At 44.6% G+C, this 25076-nt stretch carries 23 protein-coding genes and 1 pseudogene; 21 read left to right on the top strand and 3 right to left on the bottom strand.

The features are described from left to right. Positions 1–5: 5 nt before the first annotated feature. Complete coding sequence (locus TZ97_RS05180) at positions 6–689, top strand: DnaD domain-containing protein (RefSeq protein ID WP_045759626.1); 684 nt, start codon at positions 6–8, stop codon at positions 687–689. A 317-nt stretch (positions 690–1006) separates the two neighbouring features. Here TZ97_RS05180 and add read toward each other — a convergent pair whose 3' ends face one another. Next, a complete protein-coding gene (add, locus tag TZ97_RS05175; protein ID WP_045759625.1) occupies positions 1007–2026 on the bottom strand; it encodes an adenosine deaminase in 1020 nt (339 codons plus the stop codon). A gap of 138 nt (positions 2027–2164) precedes the next feature. Between add and yghU the strand changes: the two genes are divergently transcribed. From yghU to TZ97_RS05105, 14 genes and pseudogenes are all read left to right on the top strand, one after another. Further along, positions 2165–2953 carry a glutathione-dependent disulfide-bond oxidoreductase gene (gene yghU, locus TZ97_RS05170; RefSeq protein WP_045759624.1) on the top strand — a complete coding sequence of 263 codons (789 nt, stop codon included), beginning with the start codon at positions 2165–2167 and terminating at the stop codon, positions 2951–2953. 270 nt (positions 2954–3223) lie between these two features. After that, the gene (locus TZ97_RS05165; RefSeq protein ID WP_045759623.1) at positions 3224–3913 is read left to right on the top strand and encodes a tRNA (adenine(22)-N(1))-methyltransferase; all 690 of its coding nucleotides are present in this window, start codon (positions 3224–3226) and stop codon (positions 3911–3913) included. Continuing rightward, positions 3900–4697 (top strand): Nif3-like dinuclear metal center hexameric protein, encoded by a 798-nt coding sequence (locus TZ97_RS05160; RefSeq protein ID WP_045759622.1) that lies wholly within the window; start codon positions 3900–3902, stop codon positions 4695–4697. The genes TZ97_RS05165 and TZ97_RS05160 overlap by 14 nt, the downstream gene beginning before the upstream one ends. A gap of 6 nt (positions 4698–4703) precedes the next feature. Beyond that, on the top strand, positions 4704–5795 hold the full coding sequence (locus TZ97_RS05155) for an NAD(P)/FAD-dependent oxidoreductase (protein WP_045759621.1): 1092 nt from the start codon (positions 4704–4706) through the stop codon (positions 5793–5795). Positions 5796–6047: 252 nt separating this feature from the next. Next, positions 6048–6874 (top strand): annotated as a pseudogene (locus TZ97_RS05150) (ZIP family metal transporter). A 92-nt stretch (positions 6875–6966) separates the two neighbouring features. Next, entirely contained in the window at positions 6967–7836 is an 870-nt protein-coding gene (gene rfbA / locus TZ97_RS05145; protein WP_003011246.1) for a glucose-1-phosphate thymidylyltransferase RfbA, read from the top strand. Next, positions 7836–8429: a dTDP-4-dehydrorhamnose 3,5-epimerase family protein gene (locus TZ97_RS05140; protein WP_045759620.1), complete on the top strand. Its 594-nt coding sequence runs from the start codon at positions 7836–7838 to the stop codon at positions 8427–8429. The genes rfbA and TZ97_RS05140 overlap by 1 nt, the downstream gene beginning before the upstream one ends. Before the next feature lie 270 nt (positions 8430–8699). Continuing rightward, the gene (gene rfbB, locus TZ97_RS05135; RefSeq protein ID WP_045759619.1) at positions 8700–9746 is read left to right on the top strand and encodes a dTDP-glucose 4,6-dehydratase; all 1047 of its coding nucleotides are present in this window, start codon (positions 8700–8702) and stop codon (positions 9744–9746) included. A gap of 124 nt (positions 9747–9870) precedes the next feature. Continuing rightward, a complete protein-coding gene (locus TZ97_RS05130) occupies positions 9871–10971 on the top strand; it encodes a hypothetical protein (protein WP_045759618.1) in 1101 nt (366 codons plus the stop codon). A 141-nt stretch (positions 10972–11112) separates the two neighbouring features. Continuing rightward, on the top strand, positions 11113–11751 hold the full coding sequence (gene udk, locus TZ97_RS05125) for a uridine kinase (RefSeq protein WP_003002524.1): 639 nt from the start codon (positions 11113–11115) through the stop codon (positions 11749–11751). Between the two features lie 183 nt (positions 11752–11934). Further along, positions 11935–12615, top strand: coding sequence for a YoaK family protein (locus TZ97_RS05120; protein ID WP_031576960.1), 681 nt, complete (start codon positions 11935–11937; stop codon positions 12613–12615). A gap of 380 nt (positions 12616–12995) precedes the next feature. After that, positions 12996–13493 carry a GAF domain-containing protein gene (locus TZ97_RS05115; protein ID WP_037608380.1) on the top strand — a complete coding sequence of 166 codons (498 nt, stop codon included), beginning with the start codon at positions 12996–12998 and terminating at the stop codon, positions 13491–13493. Beyond that, entirely contained in the window at positions 13493–15169 is a 1677-nt protein-coding gene (gene dnaX, locus TZ97_RS05110; RefSeq protein WP_045759617.1) for a DNA polymerase III subunit gamma/tau, read from the top strand. Before TZ97_RS05115 ends, dnaX begins: the two co-directional genes overlap by 1 nt. Before the next feature lie 38 nt (positions 15170–15207). Beyond that, positions 15208–15405 (top strand): DUF3272 family protein, encoded by a 198-nt coding sequence (locus TZ97_RS05105; protein WP_045759616.1) that lies wholly within the window; start codon positions 15208–15210, stop codon positions 15403–15405. Positions 15406–15448: 43 nt separating this feature from the next. Here TZ97_RS05105 and TZ97_RS05100 read toward each other — a convergent pair whose 3' ends face one another. Together TZ97_RS05100 and TZ97_RS05095 are read right to left on the bottom strand one after the other, a co-directional pair. After that, complete coding sequence (locus TZ97_RS05100; RefSeq protein ID WP_045759615.1) at positions 15449–16993, bottom strand: helix-turn-helix domain-containing protein; 1545 nt, start codon at positions 16991–16993, stop codon at positions 15449–15451. Next, positions 16974–18641 carry a sensor histidine kinase gene (locus TZ97_RS05095; protein WP_045759614.1) on the bottom strand — a complete coding sequence of 556 codons (1668 nt, stop codon included), beginning with the start codon at positions 18639–18641 and terminating at the stop codon, positions 16974–16976. The genes TZ97_RS05100 and TZ97_RS05095 overlap by 20 nt, the downstream gene beginning before the upstream one ends. A 195-nt stretch (positions 18642–18836) precedes the next feature. On the opposite strand from TZ97_RS05095, the gene TZ97_RS05090 reads away from it, so the two are divergent. The 6 genes from TZ97_RS05090 to TZ97_RS05065 all read left to right on the top strand — a co-directional run bounded on the left by TZ97_RS05090 (position 18837) and on the right by TZ97_RS05065 (position 25073). Continuing rightward, on the top strand, positions 18837–19754 hold the full coding sequence (locus TZ97_RS05090) for an ABC transporter permease (protein ID WP_021153492.1): 918 nt from the start codon (positions 18837–18839) through the stop codon (positions 19752–19754). A gap of 15 nt (positions 19755–19769) precedes the next feature. Then, complete coding sequence (locus tag TZ97_RS05085; protein ID WP_023918477.1) at positions 19770–20666, top strand: carbohydrate ABC transporter permease; 897 nt, start codon at positions 19770–19772, stop codon at positions 20664–20666. Between the two features lie 9 nt (positions 20667–20675). Further along, a complete protein-coding gene (locus TZ97_RS05080) occupies positions 20676–22238 on the top strand; it encodes a type 2 periplasmic-binding domain-containing protein (protein ID WP_023918475.1) in 1563 nt (520 codons plus the stop codon). A 104-nt stretch (positions 22239–22342) separates the two neighbouring features. Then, positions 22343–22981 carry a YesL family protein gene (locus tag TZ97_RS05075; RefSeq protein ID WP_045759613.1) on the top strand — a complete coding sequence of 213 codons (639 nt, stop codon included), beginning with the start codon at positions 22343–22345 and terminating at the stop codon, positions 22979–22981. A gap of 181 nt (positions 22982–23162) precedes the next feature. Next, positions 23163–24425, top strand: coding sequence for an ABC transporter permease (locus TZ97_RS05070; protein WP_045759612.1), 1263 nt, complete (start codon positions 23163–23165; stop codon positions 24423–24425). Positions 24426–24431: 6 nt separating this feature from the next. Continuing rightward, the gene (locus TZ97_RS05065; RefSeq protein WP_045759611.1) at positions 24432–25073 is read left to right on the top strand and encodes an ABC transporter ATP-binding protein; all 642 of its coding nucleotides are present in this window, start codon (positions 24432–24434) and stop codon (positions 25071–25073) included. The last annotated feature ends 3 nt before the right edge of the window (positions 25074–25076 follow it).

The raw sequence follows: 25076 nt of genomic DNA, 5'->3' as shown, positions 1-25076 counted from the left end.
GAATTATGACATATTCACAAGCATTTAAGTATGGCAACTTGGTTCTTCCGAGTGCCTTGCTTTTTCATTATCATGAATTGTTCGACCAAGCAGATGATTACTTGGTTTGGCAGTTTTTCTTCCTTCAAAATACGACCGGTCAAGAGACCTTGACTCCCAATCAGATTGCCAGTCATCTAGGAAAAACCGTGACAGAGGTCAATCGTATCATGTCCAATTTGACCACCAAGGGACTCCTCCAATACCGGACTATTGAGCTCAATGGCGAGATTGAAGCCATCTTTGATGCGACCATTGCCCTGGAACGCTTGGATGAAATTTTAGAGGCTCAGACACAAGGGAAGACACAGAGTGCTCCTGCCAAGGGAAATGTCATCAAGGACTTGGTGGAAACCTTCCAACAAGAACTGGGACGACTCTTGACACCTTTTGAGATTGAAGACTTGACCAAGACTGTGCGCGAGGATCAGACAGATCCAGACGTGATCAAGGCAGCCCTACGAGAAGCTGTCTTTAACGGCAAGCCTCACTGGAAATATATCCAAGCTATTTTGCGAAACTGGCGCAGTGAAGGCATCAACAGCCTGGCCCAAGTAGAGGCGAAACTACAAGAACGCGAGCAAGCCAACCCACGCAATGTGACCGTTTCAGACGATTTCTTGAAGGCCATGGATTTGTGGAAGGATTAAAAAAACTAGTACTTAATTGAGTGCTAGCTGCAGAAGGAAGGTAAAGTTTTCCTAGAAACTTTCCTTATGTGATTAAGGACGTCAGAGAACTTCGAAGAAGTTCCATGACTTAGTTTTGAGCCTAAGGTCTCAAAACTCCCGAGTGCCTGAAACAATTACGTTTCAGGCACTTTTCTCACGGCGGAAAATTTTTAGTTTATACTTGAATAATATAAAAATAAGACATTACTTTTACTGAAACAAATAGGTTCTTAATTGAAAAAATATTTTTTAACCATTCAAAAAGCTAGCAGTCATATATTGCTAGCATTTTTTGTTTATAGATAGTCCGCGTAGGCTTTTTTTAGTTTGGTAAGGAGTTCTTGTTTTTCCTCTTCACTAGCAAAGGAAGCCTGGATGGCATCGACATTGTGCTGGTAAAAGTCAGTTTCCTTGGTTTGGAAGCGCTGATGGTAGAGGGCATATTCCTTGGTAAGATCGGTATCAGATACAGTCCGGTTATCGGTATTGATACTGATCCGAGCTCCGGCCGCCTTCATCTTCAAATAAGGAAAATCTTCTATATTCGGTGCTGCTTTTGTCTGTAAGTTGCTGGTCAAGCAGAGTTCACCAGTGACCCCATTTTCAATAAAGGATTGGAGTAAGTCCGGTTCATGAGATAGAGCTGTCACGTGGCCATTGCGTTTGATACCAAATGCAATCGATTGGGCAACAAAGTGTGGGCAATGACACTCACCTGCGTGAAGCGTCATGGGCCGATGGTAACTCTTGACTTGCTCAATTAGAGGTCGAATATCTTCTGGAGAGTAGTTGTGCTCATCCCCGGCAAAGTCAAAACCAACAAAATCCTGATCACTAACTTGGTTGGCTTCTGCAAGAATGCGAGATGTGACTTCTTGATCGGACTGGCGCATGCCACAGACCAAGGCTTTTGCAACAATGCCAAATTCATCCTGGGCTTGGCGCAGTCCTTCACAGACAGCATCGATTGTTTCTGGAACAGTGAGCCCTTGGTCCATGGACAATTCTGGGGCAAAACGAACCTCAATGTAGACGACATTTTCCAAAGCAGCTTGCTTGGCCACATCGTAAGCAGCAAGGGTCAAGGCTTCCTTGGTTTGAAGGAGAGGGCGAATGTAGTCAAAGGCCTCCAAATAGTCCAAAAGATTCTCACAGTGGGCAGGTGCAGTGACATGGTGCTTGAGCTCCTCATCGCTAGCAGGGAGGTCAATATTGGCCATGGCTGCCAATTGGCGAATGGTCGGAAGAGACAAGGAACCGTCTAAGTGGCAGTGTAGTTCTGTCTTTGCCAAACTATGAAAGTCGATCGTGGACATGTTTTTTCTCCTTCAAAATGTATTTTTTCTATACTATCATTTTGCCAAGAAAAGTCAAGTAAAGCCAGCGTAGCAGATTTTTGAAACTAGCGATTGGATTTGATATGCTAGTAGTAACATAGACAAAGGAGAAAAGAGATGTCAGATTATCAATTACCAGAAGTATGGGAAGCACCGAGCCAAATGGGAGGAGCCTGGGGTGGCTTGAACCAACCAACAGCAGGTGCCCGCTTTGAACAAACCCTTCCAAAAGGCGACCAGCCTTTCCAACTCTATACCCTTCCAACACCCAATGGGATCAAGGCCACCATTATGTTGGAGGAACTCAAAGAGCTGGGAGTGGATGCAGGCTATGACGCTTATCGGATCAAGATTGGCGAGGGAGATCAGTTTGGAAGTGACTTTGTAGCCATCAATCCTAACTCGAAAATTCCGGCCATGTTAGATCAATCAGGCGATCAAGACATTCGTGTCTTTGAATCAGCCAATATCCTCCTGTATCTAGCAGAGAAATTTGGAAAATTAATCCCGACTGATCGGGCTAAACGGACAGAAGTGCTCAACTGGCTCTTCTGGCAGACGGGTGCAGCATCTTTTCTAGGGGGAGGCTTTGGTCATTTCTTCCACTATGCGCCGGAGAAAATCGAGTATGCCATCAACCGCTTTGCCATGGAAGCCAAACGTCAATTGGACCTACTGGACAAGGAACTGGCCACTAAACCTTATATCGCAGGAGATGACTATACCATTGCAGATATCGCCATCTGGTCTTGGTATGGCCGTCTAGCCCAAGACAAGGTCTGGGACCGTGCAGGAATTTTCTTAGATGTGAAGGAATATAAGCATCTGCAAGCTTGGACAGAGAAAATTGCCAATCGCCCAGCAGTGCAACGAGGCTTGGAAGTAGACTATAAGGAAATTGACTAAAGTCTAATATCGGCTTGTTGAGGATGATAGCGAGAGTTTCCGCCGTGAGTATAGCACATGAAACGTATAAGTTTCATGTGCCCGGAAGTTTTGAGACATTAGACTCAAAACTTAGTCATGGAACTTTGAAGAAGTTCGCTGACGTCCGGACTCACCTAAGGAAAGTCTAAAGTAATACCTTTCCATAATAGACAAGGCGCCGTTGCGCCTTTTTTTAATGGTGCAAACATGGTATACTAAAGGGTGGAATAAAAGTATAGAAAGTAGCACATGGAATTTACAAAATTATCAAATCGATTGGACTTGGTGGCTAGCTTCGTCCCAGCTGGAGCTCGTCTGTTGGACGTGGGGAGTGACCATGCTTATCTGCCAATCGCCCTCTTACAAGAAGGCAAGATTGAGGCTGCTATTGCTGGTGAAGTGGTAGAGGGGCCTTATCAATCTGCCCTCCAAAATGTCGCCGATAATGGTTTAGAGGACAAGATTGAGGTCCGCCTGGCCAATGGTTTGGCTGCCTTTGAACCAGCAGACGGCATTTCCTGTATCACCATTGCTGGTATGGGAGGACGCTTGATTGCAGACATCCTAGCCGCAGGTCTTGAGAAATTAGCCAATGTCTCTCGCTTGGTCCTACAGCCCAATAATCGTGAAGATGAACTGCGGGCTTGGTTAGTCGACCATGATTTCCACATTGTTGATGAAGCGATCTTGGAAGAAAATGAGAAGTTCTATGAGATCCTCGTGGTGGAACAGGGTTCTCAAGAGTTGACAGCCAAGGAACTGCGTTTTGGTCCCTATTTGATGCGGGAACAAGCTCCAGCCTTTGTCCAAAAGTGGTCCAAGGAAGTAGAGAAATTAGCCTTTGCCTTGGAGCAGGTCCCAGCTGAAAATCAATCGGCCAGAGCATCGTTAGAAGAGCGCATCTCACAAATCAAGGAGGTTCTACATGTTAGCAAGTGAAGTCATCAAACGCTATGAAGCCTACTGTCCTCAGGAACTATCCATGGACGGAGATGTCCGTGGGCTACAGGTCGGCACTTTGCAAAAAGACATCCATAAGGTCATGGTGGCCTTAGATATCCGCGAGCAGACGGTGGCGGAAGCTATCGCTCATGGGGTGGACTTGATCATCGTCAAGCACGCGCCGATTTTCCGTCCCATCAAGGATTTGGTAGCTGATCGGGCTCAAAATCAGATCTATATCAATTTGATCAAGCATGATATCGCAGTCTACGTCAGCCATACCAATATTGACATTGTTCCAGATGGTCTCAACGATTGGTTCTGCCAGCTCTTGGACATTGAAGATACAGAACCCCTCAGTATGACGGGAGAAGGGCTCGGAATTGGTCGCATCGGTCGGGTAGCTACTCAAACCTTTGGACAGTTGACTAGCAAGGTTAAAGAAACCTTTGGCTTAGATGCTTTGCGCATAGTCAGTTATGATCAGGCGGATTTGGATCGGGTTATCAAGCATGTCGCAATCTGTGGAGGAAGTGGCCAGTCCTTTTACAAGGATGCTCTCGCCAAGGGAGCAGATGTTTATATCACAGGAGATATCTACTACCACACGGCTCAGGACATGCTGAGCGATGGGCTCTTGGCCTTGGACCCAGGTCACCATATCGAAGTTCTCTTTGTGTCAAAACTAGTAGAAAAGCTCAATCAGTGGAAGGCTGAGGAAGCCTGGGAGATTGAAGTGATTGGCAGTCAAGCCAGCACCAATCCTTTTTATCATATCTAAGGGGTCATGATGAAAGTTGCCATTATCGGTGCAGGGATCGTGGGATCCACTGCAGCCTATTATTTATCTAAAGAAGCACAGGTGGATGTGACCGTCTATGACCATGGAGTCGGCCAAGCAACCAAGGCAGCAGCAGGTATTATCAGTCCCTGGTTTTCTAAACGGCGGAATAAGGCTTGGTATCGTCTTGCTCGTCTGGGGGCTGATTTCTACCAAGAATTGGTAGAGGACCTGGCCAAGGACGGAATTAAAACAGATTTTTACCAGCAGACCGGCGTCTATCTCCTCAAGAAAAAGGAGGACAAATTAGACGAACTTTATCTGTTGGCACTGAGTCGTCGGGAAGAATCTCCCTTGATCGGAGACTTAGCGATTTTAAACAAAGAAGAAGTGTGCCAACAATTCCCAGGTCTACAAGGCTTTGAACAGCTCCTTTATGCCTCAGGTGGAGCCCATGTAGAAGGAGCTCTTCTGACAGAAACTCTTCTGAAGGCAAGTGGCGCACGAGTGATCCAGGAAGAGGTTGCTTTGGCTATTACAGAGGATGGTTTTCAGATAGCAGGAGAAAGCTATGACAAAGTCATCCTGGCAACAGGAGCCTGGTTGGGTCAAATGCTCGAGCCACTTGGCTACCAAGTTGATGTCCGTCCTCAAAAAGGACAGTTGAGGGATTATCAGCTAGACCGAGATATTGCTGATTATCCAGTGGTCATGCCGGAAGGAGAGCTGGATATCATTCCCTTTCAGAAGGGTAAGATCAGTATGGGAGCCACCCATGAAAATGAGATGGGCTTTGACCTGACAGTGAATCAGGCTTTGTTAAATCAGATGGAAACAGAAGCCTTGGCCTACTATCCAGAACTCGCTCAAGCGGAAGTTATCGGGGAGCGCGTGGGTACGCGGGCCTACACCAGTGACTTTTCACCGTTCTGGGGAGCTGTTCCCGATCAAGCAGGTCTCTATGTCGCTAGTGGACTTGGTTCGTCTGGCCTCACAACAGGTCCCCTCATTGGTTGGCACCTAGCCCAACTCGTGGTAGGAGGAAATCTGCGCTTAGATCCAGCAGATTATCCAGTTGAACAGTATGTGAAGAAGTAGGTTGGGACAAAAGTCCTAGCCTCTCAACTGTCTTTGGATTGTCGAGCAAGACGCAGTGGTTGAGTGGGCTCTACTACGCTGATTTCATCAGCTTTTACAGCCCTACTCAACTGTGCGGAGGTGGGACGACGAAATCGAATTCTAACGAATTACCGATTTCTGTCCCACTCTCTTTTTTTCGAAAGACCTTCCGTAATTTGGCTAAAAATAGTAGAATAGAAGAAGTGAATCATCGAGAAAATGGGAGTTGTTATGAATTGGTTTCAATCGCAATCCGTGGTCTTACAGGCCTTTCTCGCAGGATTGTTTACATGGGGCTGTACCATTGTCGGGTCAGCCATCGTCTTTTTCTTCAAGCATATCAGTCGTAAGTTACTGGACATCATGATGGGCTTTGCGGCAGGGGTCATGATTGCGGCGTCATTTTGGTCCCTCTTGCAACCGTCGATTGAGTATGTGGAAAACTCTCCTATGGGAGCTTGGCTTGGTTGCCAGCGGCTATCGGTTTTTTAGCTGGAGGTTTTTTCCTCCGTTTGATCGACGCCATCGTCCCTCTCCTTCATATGACGAAGGAGATTGATGAGGCTGAGAGTATCCATACGCCGCGGGAGAAGAAGTTGTCTAAAACAATCCTCCTTTTTCTCGCCATTACCATTCATAATTTTCCAGAAGGCTTAGCAGTCGGAGTAGCCTTTGGAGCTCTGGCTAGCAATCCAAGTCCAGAAGCCTTTATCGGGGCGGTTGGCCTGGCCATTGGGATTGGCTTGCAAAATATCCCAGAAGGGGCTGCTCTTTCAATCCCAATCCGGACGGATGGAAAATCCCGTCTCAATGCCTTTTATTGGGGATCTATGTCAGCCATCGTCGAGCCCATCGGAGCCCTCCTAGGAGCTGTGGCAGTCCTATCCATGACAGCCATCTTGCCTTATGCCCTTTCTTTTGCGGCAGGGGCGATGATCTTCGTAGTGGTTGAAGAGTTGATCCCAGATTCCCAGACAAATGGCAACACAGACGTTGCGACCCTTGGTCTCATGGTTGGCTTTGTCATTATGATGATCCTAGACGTCGGTTTGGGATAACCTGTCATCACCTTGTAACACAAATGCAAGGTGACTTTTTTATATAAACATGATAAAATAAGGGTAATGACTACGTAGAAAGGCCTAACATTATGAAAGGTATTATTTTAGCAGGGGGCTCAGGAACTCGCTTGTATCCATTGACACGTGCGGCTTCTAAGCAGTTGATGCCCATTTATGACAAACCAATGATCTACTATCCGCTGTCAACCCTTATGTTGGCTGGGATCAAAGATATCCTGATCATCTCGACGCCTCAAGACCTACCTCGTTTTGAAGAGCTTCTTGGAGATGGTTCTGAACTAGGAATTTCTCTCTCTTATGCAGAGCAACCAAGTCCAGATGGCTTGGCGCAAGCCTTCATCATCGGAGAAGACTTTATCGGTGACGATCATGTTGCCCTCATCCTTGGGGACAATATCTTCCACGGAAACGGCTTAACCAAGATGTTGCAACGGGCAGAAGCGAAGGAAAAAGGAGCGACTGTCTTTGGTTACCAAGTCAAAGATCCGGAACGCTTTGGTGTGGTAGAGTTTGACGCGGATATGAATGCCATCTCTATCGAAGAAAAACCAGAACATCCGAAATCAAACTTTGCGGTGACTGGTCTTTACTTCTATGACAATGATGTGGTAGAGATTGCCAAAAACATCAAACCAAGTCCTCGTGGAGAGCTTGAAATCACCGATGTCAACAAGGCATATTTGGAGCGTGGAGATCTCTCTGTTGAGCTCATGGGCCGTGGCTTTGCTTGGTTGGATACAGGAACTCATGAAAGTCTCTTGCAGGCTTCTCAATATATCGAGACTGTTCAACGTCTTCAGAATGTCCAAGTAGCTAACCTTGAGGAAATTGCCTATCGTATGGGCTATATTACTAAAGAGCAAGTCTATGAATTGGCTCAACCTCTGAAGAAAAACGAGTACGGACAATATTTGCTCCGTTTGATTGGAGAAGCTTAATGACAGAACAATTTTTCGAGAAAGAATTAGCAGCCCGCAAGATTGAAGCGATCCCAGGTTTGATGGAGTTTGATATTCCAGTTCGTGGGGACAACCGTGGTTGGTTCAAGGAAAACTTCCAAAAAGAGAAGATGCTTCCTCTTGGTTTTCCAGAAAGCTTCTTTGCGGAAGGCAAGTTGCAAAATAACATTTCATTCTCTCGTAAGAATGTCTTGCGTGGCTTGCATGCAGAACCTTGGGACAAGTACATCTCTGTAGCAGATGAAGGAAAGGTTCTCGGTACTTGGGTAGACCTTCGTGAAGGTGAGACCTTTGGGAACACCTACCAAACCGTGATCGATGCTTCAAAAGGCATCTTCGTCCCTCGCGGTGTAGCGAATGGGTTCCAAGTTTTGACAGACAAAGTTGCCTATACATACTTGGTTAATGACTACTGGGCACTGGAGCTCAAGCCAAAATATGCATTTGTTAATTACGCAGACCCAAGCCTAGACATCCAATGGGAAAACTTGGAAGAAGTAGAAGTTTCAGAAGCTGACAAGAATCACCCATTACTCAAAGACGTTAAACCCCTCAAACCAGAGGATTTGTAAAAATGAAGCTCTTAAAACAATCAAGAAAATTATTATATAGTTTTTAGCTTTGCTATAAACGAGCGAAGCGAGCTATATGCTTAGCTTTCCGCCGTGAGAAAAGCACCTGAACCATTGTGTTTCAGGTGCTCGGAAGTTTTGAGACACTAGGCTCAAAACTTAGTCATGGAACTTCTTCGAAGTTCGCTGACGTCCGTACTCACCTAAGGAAAGCTAAAAAAAAGATTGATTTAAGGAACTATTAAGAAAAAACAATTTTTTGGAGAAAAAATGACTGAATACAAAAACATCATCGTAACCGGTGGCGCTGGTTTCATCGGTTCAAACTTCGTACACTATGTCTACAACAATCATCCAGACGTGCATGTGACTGTCCTTGACAAGCTCACTTACGCTGGTAACCGTGCCAATATTGAAGAAATCCTTGGGGACCGTGTTGAATTGGTCGTGGGTGACATTGCTGACGCTGAATTGGTTGATAAATTGGCTGCTAAGGCTGATGCGATTGTTCACTACGCGGCTGAAAGTCACAATGATAATTCATTGAACGACCCATCACCATTTATCCACACAAACTTCATCGGTACATACACACTTTTGGAAGCGGCTCGCAAGTACGATATTCGTTTCCACCACGTGTCAACAGACGAAGTCTATGGGGACCTTCCATTGCGTGAAGATCTTCCTGGACATGGTGAAGGTCCTGGTGAAAAATTCACTGCTGAAACCAAATACAACCCATCATCCCCTTATTCATCAACCAAGGCTGCTTCAGACTTGATCGTGAAGGCTTGGGTCCGTTCCTTCGGTGTTAAGGCAACCATTTCTAACTGTTCAAACAACTACGGACCATACCAACACATCGAAAAATTCATCCCACGTCAAATTACCAATATCTTGTCTGGTATCAAACCAAAACTATATGGTGAAGGGAAGAACGTCCGTGACTGGATCCACACTAACGACCACTCAACGGGTGTATGGGCTATTCTCACTAAAGGCCGTATCGGTGAAACTTACTTGATCGGTGCTGATGGTGAAAAGAACAACAAGGAAGTGCTTGAACTCATCCTTGAAAAAATGGGTCAACCAAAAGATGCTTACGACCGTGTCACAGACCGTGCTGGTCATGATTTGCGTTACGCCATCGATTCAACCAAATTGCGTGAAGAATTAGGTTGGGAACCACAATTCACAAACTTCGAAGCAGGTTTGGAAGATACCATCAAGTGGTACACAGATCACCAAGACTGGTGGAAAGCTGAAAAAGAAGCTGTAGAAGCCAACTACGCGAAGACACAAGAAGTTTTGAAATAAGGAAGAAAGTCCAAGTAGAAAAACTACTTGGACTTTTCTTTTATTTTCTGAAAATCATAAAATTAACCATGGATTTGTGGTATAATATGGTTAGTTTTTATGATGAATCAATAAGGGGGATATGATGAATCAAAAAGATTGGGTTGAATACTTTGAAGCGATCAATGGTCGTAAGCCGAGTATGCAAGAATTTCAAGAAGCGCGTGAAAAAGGGGAGTTTGTCGTAGAGCGCAAAGAAGCGCCGACTCCAACAACTGAGGCACCAGCTCCAGCAACTGAAGCGCAGTCTCCTGCTCAAGAAGCACCTGTTGCACCTAGCGCACCTCTTTCACAAGAGCAGACAGCATTTGTCCAACCACAACCATCTGCGAAAACCTTGCAACCTGTTCCAAGACCGAAAAAATTCAATAAAAAAACACAGATTGGGGGCGCAGTTGGAGGACTTGTCGCAGTGATTGCTTTTGCTTGGTTCTTTTTCTTTTCAGGTGGACCAAGTCTAGATGGCGTTTGGTTGCGAGATACGGATTCAAGTCCGGTCACTTATGAACTAAGCGGAAAGAAACAAAGAGTCAATGGCGATGAGACCATCAAAAAGGTTCTCAAGGACAATGAAGCGAAAAAAGAATTTAATACAGCACTTTCTTTGTTGAATGCAACGGACTTGCATTCACTTGCGGATGTCGATAAGAAATTTAACCTGAAGACGACAGAAATAGTTGTTATTAAGTCTGGTGGAAACACACGCTATAACTTGCTCCAAAAAGACGGAAGCAATATTATTTTAAGAAATGATTTATTCGACTTGAAAACTTATAAGTCGTACAAAGGAAACTTTGAAGAAAATTTGGTCTATCACAAGGTTGAAACACCAAAGGCCATGGTTGGAAAATGGAAGAATGTGACAGAAGGGAATAATACAACTGTTCAGATTTCAGATCATGGAATTATTAGTGATAAGTATTACGATAGCAAGGCTTACGCATTCTATTCTCTAGCTGATTCAGAAAAGTATGATGGAGACACGACTTCTAAAGAAGAGATCGAACACACATTTGAAGTAATTCAAGAAGCGGTGAAATCAGAAGGCTATCAAGTGAAGAGCGCTAAGGAAGTCTATATACAAGCTAATTCAAATTATTGTTTCGTACCTGTCAACGGTGGAAAAAATATACTTGTCTTACGTGGTGGTAATGAATTTGCCGCAAAATTAGAAAAAGTGAAATAATGAAAGGACCGCAAGGTCCTTTTTGTTTCCAAATTTCTGACTGAAAAACTATTCATGTCTAGGCAAAAATATGGTAAAATGGATAAGATGTATCTGAGATGTCTATTTCTTCTCAGACGACTAGAGGTAATGGAGTAGAAAATGCAAAATAGACCTATTATTATTGGTGTTACTGGTGGTTCTGGTGGTGGAAAGACCAGTGTGTCTCGTGCCATTTTGGCCAATTTTCCGAATGAAAAGATTGCCATGATTGAGCATGATTCTTATTACAAGGACCAAAGTCATTTGACCTTTGAGGAGCGGATCAAGACTAACTATGACCATCCTTTTGCCTTTGATACGGACTTGATGATTGCGCAGATCAATGAACTCTTGGAGGGTCGTCCGGTAGATATTCCAACTTATGACTATGCTGAACATACGCGCAGCAGCAAGACCTATCGTCAGGAACCACAAGATGTTTTCATCGTGGAAGGAATCTTAGTTCTTGAAGACAAGCGTCTTCGGGACTTGATGGACATCAAGATTTTCGTTGATACGGATGATGATGTGCGGATCATTCGCCGGATCAAGCGCGATATGGAGGAGCGTGGACGGAGTCTCGATAGCGTTATTGAGCAGTACCTTGGAGTGGTGAAGCCCATGTACCATCAGTTCATTGAGCCAACTAAGCGCTATGCGGACGTGATCATTCCTGAAGGAGTGACCAACACGGTAGCGATTGATTTGATCACAACCAAGATTGAAAAAATCCTCAACGAAGCGCGTGAGGGAAAATAAAAAAAGAGAGAAGAAGGGCAACTGGTCACCAAGTGTCTACGGATAGGAGGAGTGACGGAATAACGCAGTGGCTGATTTTGCTATTTAAGCTTGGAAGACTTCTGGATCAGCCTTGCGGGGGTGGTACTCGTGACGTTTGGGAACGTTCTGTATCACTCCCTCTTTTTCTTAGGGAGAATGGAAATGAAAAGGGAGTTTCATTCGCGGACCAAGGCGTTCGCTTGTTTATTGACCATGTGTGCTGGTTTTTCAGATGCTTATACCTTTATTTGTCGGGGTGGGACCTTGGCGGCAGGCCAGACGGGAAATGTGGTCTTTCTATCGGTTGGTTTGATTGGCCAGCAGATCTCAGATGTAGAAGTGAAGTTAGCCACGATGCTGGCCTTTATGCTGGGAATCTTTTTGATGACGGTTTTACGTCGCTTGATTGACAATTCAGTCTGGCGCTTGAGTACCCTGGTGCCCTTTATCCTCACGACATTGGTGACGGGATTTTTACCAGCATCGGTAAAAAATGTCTTCATCGTGCCTTTTTTTAGCCTGAGTTTGGGAATCGTAGCGACCTCATTTGGAGAAGTAGATGGCTATGCCTACAACCACTCCTTTATGACCGGAAATCTCAAGAAAACCATGGTAGCTTATGGAGATTTTGTTAGAGACAGGGAGATGAAATTCCTCTGGGAAGCCATCTTTATGACCTGCCTGATCGGGAGTTTCGTCTGTGGGGCCATCTTTTCGACCTACTTGATCCAGTTTTATGGACTAAAGACGATTTGGCTGGTGGCCATCATCTTGACCATCTTTTTAATCTACCGGGCCATTCAATATTTTGAAGTCTTTCACTTCAATCGACGACATGAATAGATAAAATGATTTTAAAAAATAAGTTAAATGATTTTGCAAAGAAATAAAACTGAAATTTCATTTTTAAAATGAATCCAGAATATATTGAAACTTTCTGACGTCCGTCCTCACCTAAGGAAAGTTTTTAAGAGAACTTATCTATATTCCAGAGGCTGGGACAAAAGTCCTAGCCTCTCAATTATCTTTGGATTGTCGAGCAAGACGCAGTGGTTGAGTGGGCTCTACTACGCTGATTTCATCAGCTGTTACAGCCCTACTCAACTGTGCGGAGGCGGGACGACGAAATCGAATTCTAACGAATGACCGATTTCTGTCCCACTCTCTTTTCTTTCGCTGTTTGAAGCTTAATTTTTGGGCAAAGATTTGGTATAATGAAAGGTATGAAACATTCGGAAAAAGAATCACAATACCAACTTTTACTGGCACAGTTAGACGCTCTCTTAACAGGTGAAAGCAATGCCTTAGCCAATTTGTCTAACGCCAGTGCTCTCTTAAATCAAGCCCTACCTCGTTCTGTCTTTGCGGGTTTTTATTTGTATGACCAGTCAGAATTGATCTTGGGACCCTTTCAAGGTGGCGTCTCTTGTGTCCACATCGCACTTGGAAAGGGTGTTTGTGGAGAAGCGGCCCAGAAGCAAGAAACCATGATTGTCGATGATGTCCGCCAACATGCCAACTATATTTCCTGTGATAGTCGGGCTATGAGTGAAATTGTGGTGCCTATGGTCAAGGCCGGCCAGCTCCTTGGGGTTTTAGACCTGGACTCAGAATGCGTCTCTGACTACGATCAGCTGGATCAAGAGTATTTGGAAGAGTTTGTCGCTCTCTTGATCGAAAAGACAAACTGGGACTTTAAGATGTTTGGAGTTAAGAACTAATGTATCAAGCTTTATATCGGAAATACCGTAGCCAGACCTTTGGTCAATTGGTCGGCCAGCAAGTGGTGGCACGGACATTGAGGCAGGCCGTCGAGCAGGACAAAATCAGCCATGCCTATCTCTTTTCTGGACCTCGTGGAACTGGGAAAACGAGTGTGGCCAAGATCTTTGCTAAGGCTATGAACTGTCCTAATCAAGTCAATGGGGAGCCTTGTAACGACTGCTATATCTGTGAATCCATTACCAATGGGAGCCTAGAAGATGTCATTGAGATCGACGCGGCGTCCAACAATGGGGTCGATGAAATTCGCGATATTCGCGACAAATCGACCTATGCTCCGAGTCTAGCCAAGCACAAGGTCTACATTATCGATGAGGTCCATATGCTTTCAACAGGGGCCTTTAATGCCTTGTTGAAGACGCTGGAAGAGCCGACAGAGAATGTGGTCTTTATCCTTGCAACAACGGAGTTACACAAGATTCCAGCCACCATCCTGTCACGGGTGCAACGCTTTGAATTCAAATCCATCAAACTGCCGGATATCGTTCATCATTTGGAAAGCATCTTAGCTACAGAAGGCATTGCCTATGAAGTAGACGCTGTTCAGATCATCGCCCGGCGCGCTGAAGGTGGGATGCGGGATGCCTTGTCCATTTTGGACCAAGCTCTGAGTTTGACTGCGGGTAGTGAATTGACGACAGCAATCGCAGAAGAGATTACAGGCTCCATCAGTCTAGCTGCGCTCGATCAGTACGTGGCTGCCATCCTGGCTCATGATGCGACAGCGGCGCTGGATCAGATGGCGATTATCTTTGATAACGGAAAGAATATGGCGCGTTTCGTCACGGACTTACTTCAATATCTGAGAGATCTCTTGATTGTCCAGACAGGCGGAGAAAATACTCACGCTAGTGACTTGTTTGCGGCGAATCTTGAAGCCGATCAAGCCCGTCTTTTTGCTCTGATTGACCAGGCGACGACTAGTCTAGCGGATATCAAAAATAGTCTGCAACCGCGTATCTATACTGAAATGATGACCATTAAATTGGCTGAAAGCACAGGCCAAGTTTCTAACTCAGCTGCTCTGGAGGTTCCTTCCAATGTGCTAGCTCAGCTGCAAGACTTAAAAAAGGAAGTCGCACAGCTCAAGCAACAGTTAGCGCAATCAGGTAGCAGTCTTCCTGCTTCAAAACCAGCAGTAGCTCGCCCAACCAAGTCGAGCAAGGGCTACCGTGCAGATCGAAACAAGGTCAACGCGATCTTGCAAGAGGCGGTTGAAAACCCAGAGTTGGCACGGACCAACTTGATCCGTCTTCAGAACGCTTGGGGGGAAATTATCGAGAGCTTAGCAGGTGCGGATAAGGCCCTCTTAATCGGATCCCAGCCGGTCGCTGCCAATGAAAATCACGCTATTTTAGCCTTTGAGTCTGCCTTTAATGCTGAACAGACCATGAAGCGGGACAACCTCAATACCATGTTTGGAAATATCCTCAGCAATGCTGCTGGCTTCTCACCAGAGATTTTAGCGGTTTCGATGGAAGAATGGACCCAAATTCGGGCAGAGTTTTCGGCTAAGGCGCGTGGGCAAAAAGCCGAAGTGGTGGAAGAAGAGGAAAGTGTCATCCCTGAGGAATTTCACTTTTTATCCGATAAAATCACCCTGCAAGACGATTAATACATGAATTTTTTACTGAATCATGGTAAAATAATTTTATGAATAGAAAACAATTTGCAGTGATAGTAGTCTTTACTGCTATGGAGACTTATTTTTTCAATGAAGCGACCATGGCGGGTCAAATGCTCTTTGCATGTTTTTGGGCCCTCTTGATCTTACGCAATCTCCAGACGGCCTATATGGTGGAGAAGATTGCTAGTGCCATTGAAAAAGAAATCAGAAAGAAAAGAAAATAAAACCTTTGAAAAGGAATCCTTTTTCAAAGGTTTTTTTCTTATTTTAAAAGGCTTCTTGGCATTGCTTGCGGTAATCTCCTGGGGAGAGGCCGACCTTCTGTTTAAAAGCCCTTGTAAAGTAGGAGTAGTTGTCATAGCCTACTTGGAGGGCGACTTGGTAAATGGGGGTATCGCTTTGCGATAGCATCTCTTTTGCGGCAGCCATCCGTTTATCGGTGATGTATTTCACCAGGGTTTCGCCGGTGTCGCGCTTAAACATCCTTGCTAGATGATCTGGACTAAGAAATACCATCTCTGCCAGCTTGGTGCGACTGATATCTTCCTTGTAATGGTGGTCGATGTAGTCGGTGATCCGCTGGATGAGATTGGATTGGTGTTCTAGATCGATCACATAATGGCGAGCAGAGCTCCAGTAATCACCGATATAGGCTTCAAAAGCTTCGATGGCATGAAACCGCCGTTCGAAGAGAAATTGATGGTGTTTGTTTTGAAATAACTTGTGAGCGAGAATGCCGTTCTTGTCCAGATAAATCCCAATTTGCTGGGTCCAGTCTAGCTGGAGTTCACTCAGAGCTGAGAGCGGGATGCGATCTTGAGTCTCTAAGCTATGGATGATTTGGAGAAGCTGTTCCGTCTCTAGTTGATTTGTAAAAGTAAGCGATGTCCGATGAGCGGGCTTTTGAGGTTGTGGACCCAAAGAAGCATAGGAGTGGATACTGTTCCAATGGAAGACTTGTTCTTCACTGTATTGGCAGAGTTGCAGAGCCTTCATCAAGAGCGTCTCAAGGGAAATAGCATCTGAATAGAGAAGGATAGAGGATCGGTCTAAGTCTTGCTGGATCTTCTGCTGGATAGCCTCTAGGAAGTCTACACACTCTGTAGTCTGATTCTTTTTGAAGAGGCAGAGGTAGCGATCGGTCTGGCTTTCGATTTTACTGAGGGCGCAGTAGTGGACAGGGAAATCCAGGGAGAGATCCTTGATACAATGGCGGAGCTGCAAGCGCCAAGAAGGGACGCTGGGGTGAAAGTCTTCTTCAATTAAGTGGAGAGTGATGAGGACCAAGAAGTAGTCTTCATGTGGTTTGGGGCTATAGCCTCGTTTTGTCACTTCGTGAAGAAGCTGTTCTGCTTGAGATGGACGCGGTTTTCGCAAGTAGTCATGCCAAAATTCAGCTTCTTTTTGTCCTTGTTGTGCTAATTGGGCCGCACTCTTGTGGCGCTTGATCTTATTGAGGGCTTTTTGAATGATAAATTCTAAGCGGTCGGGGTCAATCGGTTTGAGGTAGTATTCAAAACTTTGGAGTTCAATGGCTTTTTGAGCATAATTGAAATCAGCATAATTGGTGAGGAAGATCGTTTGAATGTCATATTTTTCTGACCGGACCCAGGCTAGGAGATCTAGCCCACTGCCTTGTGGCATCTCGATATCACTGATCATGAGGGAAATCGGGTGGCTTTGAATGATGGCTTGGGCTTGGCTCAGACTGGAGGCGGTATATACCTGCTCAATGCCCAAGGCTTCCCAATGGATGGTTTCCTGTAGGGCTTTAATGATAAAACGATCATCGTCAACGAGTAGGATATTCATGTGTGTCTCCTTTGTAGGGTTCATAAGGAAGGCTCAGTTGGATGCGGGCACCTCCTTGGGATCCATTTGAAAATTGAAGCGTGTAGTGATCTGGATAGAGGAGATCTAGTCGCTCCCGTGCATTGGTCAAACCAATGTGGTGGCCATCTTCTGTGACTAAGGATTTTTTATCTGCTAGATCTTGTAAGATAGCGGAGCTAAAACCAGGGCCATTATCCTGAAGGGAAATAGCAAGGCGTTGCTTTGCTTCTTCATGAATGGATAGCTGAATGTGGAAGGAATCTTGGAAAGAAAAGCCGTGTTTGATGGCATTTTCAACAAAGGTTTGTAAAAGCAGAGGGGGAATAGCCGCATCTTTCAGACGTGGATCCCAGTCCAGGTCAAAGTGGATGCTGTCCCCATAGCGGATTTTCTGGATTTCTAGGTAATTTCGGATATGTTGGATTTCATCTGCTAAGCGATTGAAATCTTGATTGGCTTGAAAGAGGTGACGCAAGTAGTTGGAAGTCACCTTGGTCAATTCCTCGATTTCCTTATAGTCCTTGGTCTGGAGCATGCTGTGAATCATGGAGAGCATGTTGAGGTAAAAATGGGGTCGGACTTGATTTTTTAGGTAATTGAGTTCGACTTTTTTGAGATTGAGTTGCGCGTGGTAGGCTTGAATTTGAAGGTCCTTCATGTGGATCAGGACCTGATTAAGCTTGTGATTGGCCTGATCGATCTCTAAGATCCCTTGGTCTTCGATCACATCTAGCTTGGTAGAAGCAGCATCTAGCTGAGAAAGACGCTGGGTGAGTCGTTTCATCGGCTGGATCATCCGTTGACGAATATAAAGGATCAGAATGGTAGAGAGAACGGCGATGATCAAAGGGACCAAGGAGAGAAGGGTTTCAAGTACGATATTTGTACGGAAAACGTCCCCGTAATCAACTGTCACATACAGATCAAAAGGCAGGTGGGTTTGATTGCTATCGGCTTGAATGACGGAATCTGTAACATGGATCTGGTTGGGGCGATCGATGGATAAGCGCCCTTTTTTCCCAATATTGAGCTTTTGCAAGGGTTTTAAAATATCCTGGGTAGAAATGATGGCATAGATAGCCTTGCCCTTGTAATGGAGGGATTTCAAGAGATAATCATGCTGGTTCAGGCTGATTCGTTGCCATTTTTGATTGGTCTTGTCTGTTTCTTTGTCATAGGTCTTAAGATGATCTTTCAATTGTACATAGTCCAGGTAGGGCAGTTGAAGACTGGAAGCATTAAAAAAATGGGGGATATCTCTTGTCTCTATGAAAAAGGTAATGGGGCTATCCATCTGGTACTGAAACTCCGTAAAATCGATCTGCAATTTTTTTAGATTTTCATGAAAATCCGTGAAATCAAGCGGAGTATTGAGCTCTGTCAAATAGTCGTTGTGACTAATGGTACTGTACATAAAACGCTCAACGGAGTGAAGCTCTGTATTTAAGGAATCCGCATAGATATGAATCGAGTCCTCTAAATGGAGCATATTTTGGTGTTTAATAAAATTTCGGCTAATCCCACCAATCAAAAGGTTGATCAAGGTATTGACAACTAAGAGGAGAAAGAGTAGGCGCGAAAAAAATTGAATCGAGTGATCTCGTGTACTTCTGTGAATAGCTTTCATAATGAGCACCTCACATATATTATAGCACTATTTGAAAACGGATTCATGAACAAAACCGATAGTAAAGTAAAAAAAATCGGGAAAGTGCATGTTTTTGTGTGGAGAAAACGGAAAAGTGGATGAAGATTCACGAAAAAGTTCTATAAAGATGGAAAAGATTCCTATAAAATAGAGGAGAAAGAAAAGGAGGGCCTTATGAAAAGCGAAGTTAATGCGAAGCAGAGCAAATTTAAGAAAAATATTCCTTTATATGTGCTGCTCCTGCCATCGATTATTTTATTGATTTTATTTGCCTATATCCCTATGGCGGGTCTAGTCATCGCTTTTAAAGATTACTCTCCCGCTACTGGGATATTTGGAAGTCCTTGGGCTGGTCTCAAGTATTTTAACCAGTTCTTCTCATCCTTCCAATTTGCGACAACCATGAAGAATACCTTGAAAATTTCTATTTACAGTATTCTGGTTGGTTTTCCCTTGCCGATTGTTCTAGCCATTATTTGCAACCAGATTCGTGTGGGCAAGTTCAAAAAAATCTTTCAAGTAACGACTTATTTGCCTCATTTTATCTCGACCATGGTCATGTGTGGGATGATTATTCTCTTTCTCTCCCCAAGTAGTGGACTGTTAGCCAATGTCCTCAAATTGGTTGGCTTAAAGATGCCTGCCCTCTTATCTAAACCAGGTAGCTTTGCAGGTGTCTATGTCTGGAGTGATGTCTGGCAACATATCGGTTGGGATAGTATCATCTATCTAGCCGCTCTATCGGCCATTGATCCGACCTTTTATGAGGCAGCGACCATGGACGGGGCGAGTCGATTGCAAAAAATCCGTCATATTGACTTACCCTTACTGTTACCAACGGCGATGATTCTCTTGATTCTCAGAGCAGGAAGCCTACTCAGTGTTGGTTTTGAAAAGGTCTTGCTCTTGCAAAATCCACTCAATCTGGCAGGAAGTGAAATCATTTCGACCTATGTTTACAAAGTGGGGATGATTAATTTCCAATATAGTTATTCGACAGCGATCGGTCTCTTTAATACCTTGGTTAACTTGATCATCTTACTGTCGGTCAACTGGTTTGCGAAACGCTATACCAAGACAGGATTATTCTAGAAAGGAGGAGAAATTGTGAAATTGTTTCAACATGCAAGAAAGACCAAGTCAGAAATCCTCTTTGATATTTTTATCTATGGTCTAGCGATTTGCTTGATTCTCTTGATTGTCTACCCTTTGTGGTTTGTCATTATTGCCTCCTTCAGTAATCCGTCTGATGTGGCAACTGGTAAGGTTTGGTTTATCCCGAGGGAATGGCGACTAGATGGCTATCAACGCTTGATTGAGCAACCTTTGTTTCTAAAGAGCTATCTCAACACTATCCTCTACACAGTTGTAGGGACCATCGTTGCCCTGGTCATTAATATCCCGGCTGGTTACGCCTTGTCGCGAAAGGACCTCTTTGCTAAGAAATGGGTCAGTGTCTTCTTTATCGTTCCCATGTTTGTCTCTGGGGGCTTGATTCCCATTTATTTGACAGTTAAACAATTGGGCTTGGTCGACACCTTCTGGGTAATGGTCGTACCGTTTGCAGTATCTCCTTACAATATCGTTGTAGCTCGAACTTTCTTTAACAATAGTATTCCAGAAGGGATGTGGGAAGCCGCCCAGATCGATGGTTGCGGAACCATTTATTACTTCAGAAAGATCGTGCTCCCCTTGTCCAAGGCTATTATTGCCGTTATTGGACTTTGGACAGCAGTAGGGATCTGGAATTCTTGGTTCAATGCCCTGATTTATTTGACCAATGAAAATCTCCAACCCCTACAACTGATCCTGCGCCGTCTCTTAATTAGTAATCAAATGTTGCAATCGCAAGCAACAGGGGAGGTAGCTTCTGACCTCCGTATTAAGGCTGATATGATGAAATATGCAGCCATCGTTATCTCAACAGCACCGATTATGATGCTGTATCCATTCGTCCAAAAATACTTTAATCAAGGTGTCATGATAGGGGCCTTGAAAGAATAGGAGAAGATCATGAAAAACAGGAAATTTGCCTATCTGCTCCTGGGAGCAGCTGCATTAGCTGGCTTGACGGCTTGTGGAGCTTCCACAAATAAATCAAGCAATGACAAGAATGATGGAAATACCTTCAAGATCACGACCGTTCGTTGGTCGGATTGGGGGGAAGACTATCACAAAGGTTTTCTAGATGATTCAGCCAAGGAATCAGGTATCAAGATCAAATGGGATACCATGGTGGCTGCAGACTGGTCGGATAAGAAATCTGTCCTTGTTGCCAGTGGGGATTTACCAGACGCTTTCTTGGGATCCAATGCCTTCACGGATTCTGAAATCGCTCAGAACCAAAACATGTTCATTCCATTGGAAGACTTGATCAAGGATAATATGCCAAACTTGAACAAGGCCTTTGAAAAAGAACCAAAATTAAAAGCCATGGTGACCAACCCAGATGGTCATATTTACAGTCTGCCTAAGAAATTGCCAATGCGGCCAATCGTCGGCAACCAGCTCTTTATTAATAAGAAATGGTTGGATAACCTTGGCTTGAAGATGCCGGAAACCTATGATGAATTGGTGACTGTTTTACAAGCCTTCAAGGATAAGGATGCCAATGGCAATGGCGATGTCAATGATGAAATTCCATTTGGTTCTGGTAACTTTGATCCGACCTTCTCTTATATCTTGCCATTCAACAACCGTCTGGGTGGAGATAATACCTATGAAATGTCCGTCAAAGATGGCAAACCGGTCTACCTCCGGACGGAAGAAAGTTATAAACAAGGGATAGCGGCGATGCATGAAGCCTACAAGAAAGGCTTGATCGACCCTGAACTCTTTACAGAAGATACTTCTATGTCTGTTGCTAAACGGATGGACAAGGGCGTGGCGCGTGTCGGTGTGTCAAGTGGTTGGACAGCAGATGCAACCTTTGGCCAACATGCCAGCGAATATGCTCCTCTTCCAGCATTGAAAGGCCCTGATGGCAAACAATATGTCATTTCTGATCCAGATCATTTGAACTATGGACGCAATGAAATCTTGATCACGAATAAGTGCAAGGACCCTGCAAAATTGCTCAAATGGTTGGATAAATTCTACACGGATGATGCCAGCATCCAAAACTTCTATGGCTCCTTTGGCATTGCGACTGAAAAAGATGGTGACAAGTACAAGGTTTTGGCTCCAAAAGATGGTAAATCAGCCGATGAATGGGCTTGGATTAATTCCCTTCGTGACTTTGGACCAAAATATGTGTCAGATGATATCAATAGCCATGTCGACATCGACCAAACACAGGGTGATGGCCTCAAATTGAAGATGGACAAAGAATTAAAACAATACGCTTTGCCAGCATATCCAAATGTCATCTACTCTCAAGAAGAATTGAACAAATTGTCCTCTATTTATGTAGATATCAACTCTTATGTTACCCAACAAGCTTCTAAATGGGTAGTAGAAGGGGGCATTGAAAAAGAATGGGACGATTACAAAGCAACCTTGAAGAAGATGGGCATTGATGACTTTATGAAGATTCAACAGGATGCCTATGATCGTTACCAAAAAGAAGTGAAGTAACAGGGGGCTAAATGGATTCAAGTAAGTAACTCAGGGGCGTAGAGCCCCTGAGTGCTTCCTTAGAGGAAGTAGCAGAAATTGAGATGAAGAACAAGGAGAAGAAGATGCAAAAATTATTTTCATTGGATGGACGCTTGGTCAAGACCTTGACCCGGTTGACAGACATTATTATCTTGAATACCTTGTTTATCGTTTGCTGCCTTCCGATTCTCACGATCGGTGCATCACTTACGGCTTTAGCAACCATGTGGCACCGCTTGTTGAAAGGGGAAGATACGGATCTCGTCTTTCATTTTTTCCGTCTCTTTCGCGCTAATTTCAAGCAAGCGACGGTGATTTGGTTGACTTGCCTAGGACTATCAGTGCTACTTTATCTGGATTACTGTCTTTTTTCAAATACGGCCTTCTTAAGTGAGTATGGGATTTGGATCTTGCTTCCCTTTATCGTCCTTCTATGTGGAGGGATAACCTTAATCTTCCCTTATATCGGCCTCTTTGAAGATCCTACAAGAAAGGTCTGTCTAAATAGTTTCCTCATTGCTCTCTTAAATCCTATTCAAACTATCTTTCTTGTCTTCTTCAATTTGGCAGTAGTTTATATCAGTCTTAGTAGTCCTGAACGGTTGCTGACAGCTATTTATCTCTTTACCTTTGGTGGTTTTTCCTTGTGGAGCTTCTTGAATGTTCGACTGACTGATCAGATCTTTTCAAGGATCCAAGAAGGAGAAATCTTTGAAAAATAAAGTCAAGCAAGTGGGGCGTATGTTTTACTGATATTATTTAAATCGAATAAAGTTTCCTAGAAAATCTAGGAAACTTTTTTTATTTCATAAACATTTCATATTTCTTTTCTATAATAACTATAACAAATGATGAAAGCGTCCACATTGTATTGCCGTGGACCTTGAAATGGAGGGTAAGATCATGCTCTTACAACAGGCAATCGCCTATATTTCTCGAAAAAGAACGAGGAATCTGGTTCTCTTTCTGATTCTCCTTTTGATCCTCTCTTGCTTGTATTTTTGTTTTTCACTGATGCAAGTGGGAGAAAGGTTGGAGGACCACATCAAGCAGTCGGCTGGGACTAGCTTTGCCCTGACCAGTAAGCAAGGGGATACTCCCTTTCCTCTAAAGGAAGCTGAAAAGGTGCAGCAGCTAGCTGGGGTGGGAGCCATGGTTCCCCAATATGAAAGTCCCGTTCGCATTCTTGGTAAAGAAGCAGTGACGGGACAGCAGTCGGTAGAGCGGGATGATTTGGGGCAGGAAGCCAAGCAAGCGCTAGGCGCTGTCTTTACCCAGAAGACAGACCAACACCTGGATTTCCGCAGTGGCAGTTTCCAACTGGTGCAAGGCAAGCACTTATCCGACAAGGCTCGCGGGCAGATCTTGATCCACCAAGAGTTGGCTAAGAAGAACAATCTAAAGGTCGGAGATTCCTTGACCTTATCCCGCTTTCAGATGGGAGAGACTCCTGCCAAAGAGCAAACCTTTAAAATCGTAGGGATCTTTTCGGGTAAGAAACAGGAAAAATTCACAGGAATGACCTCTGATTTGAGTGAAAACCAAGTCTATCTCCCTTATGAGGATGCGACCAAGCTTCTTGGTCTCAGTCAGCAAGAAGTGACCCAGGTCACCTTTGGCGTCAAAGATCCTGAGAAAATCGATGCCCTCTTGAAGCAAGTCAAAAGCTTGGATCTGGATTGGCAATCGCTACGCGTGGTCGAAGATCGCAAGGCCTTTGACCAGATGAAAGAATCCTCTCAGACCCTAGAAGGCCTGGTACGGATCATGATGATCGTCCTCCTGGTGACGGGAGCCGGTGCTCTATCGCTCTTACTGAGTCTCTGGACACGGGAGCGGATTCATGAAATCGGCGTCCTCTTATCCATTGGGAAAAGCAAGGGACGGATCTTTAGACAGTTCCTCTTGGAAGTGGTGCTGGTATCCTTACTAGCGGTGATCCCAGCCTTTCTCATCGGGCGGATGGTCAGCCATCGTTTCTTAGAGCAGTTTGTCGGACAGACCGGTCAACAGCAGACCCTAGAATTGCTCAACCAAATCCCTCAAGGCCTTTCCTTAGGAATCGCCTATGCTAGCCTCTTGTGCTTGATCCTTCTGTCGCTCGGTGTAACGACCAGCATGATCTGGCGCAAGAGTCCAAAAGAAATATTAACAAAAATGAGTTAAGGAGAAATGACACCTATGTTAGAACTCAAACATGTATCCTATAGTTACCAAAGCTACCAAGAAGAGATCTTCTCAGATGTGAACTATCAGTTCAAAAATGGGACATTTTACAGTATTATTGGTCAGTCGGGCGCTGGAAAATCAACCCTCCTCTCCCTATTGGCTGGTCTAGATAATCCTAAGAAGGGGCAGGTTCTCTTTGATGGGGAGGACATCCAAACCAAAGGGGCTAGCTACCACCGCAAGCACCATGTTTCCCTGGTCTTTCAGAATTATAATTTGATTGATTATTTGACGCCACTTGAAAATGTCCGTCTGGTCAACAAACAAGCTGGAAAAGACATTCTCTTGGAATTGGGGCTGGACGAAACGCAAATCAAACGCAATGTCCTGCAACTATCCGGCGGGCAGCAACAACGGGTGGCTATTGCGCGTGCGCTCGTTTCAGAAGCACCTGTCATCTTGGCGGATGAGCCGACAGGAAACCTTGACGAACAGACAGCAGGTGATATCATTGCCATTTTGAAGAAGTTGGCCAAGGAACGCCAAAAATGTGTCATCGTCGTCACCCACAGTAAGGAAGTGGCAGAGGCCTCCGATGTGGTCTTAGAATTGAGTCGCCGCAGCCTCGTTGAGAAGAGCAAGTAAGGA

The sequence above is a fragment of the Streptococcus parasanguinis genome (assembly GCF_000963275.1).
Classification (GTDB): Bacteria; Bacillota; Bacilli; order Lactobacillales; family Streptococcaceae; genus Streptococcus; species Streptococcus parasanguinis_B.
Note: the sequence above shows the minus strand (reverse complement) of the source record. Positions and strands in the feature narration are given on the sequence as shown.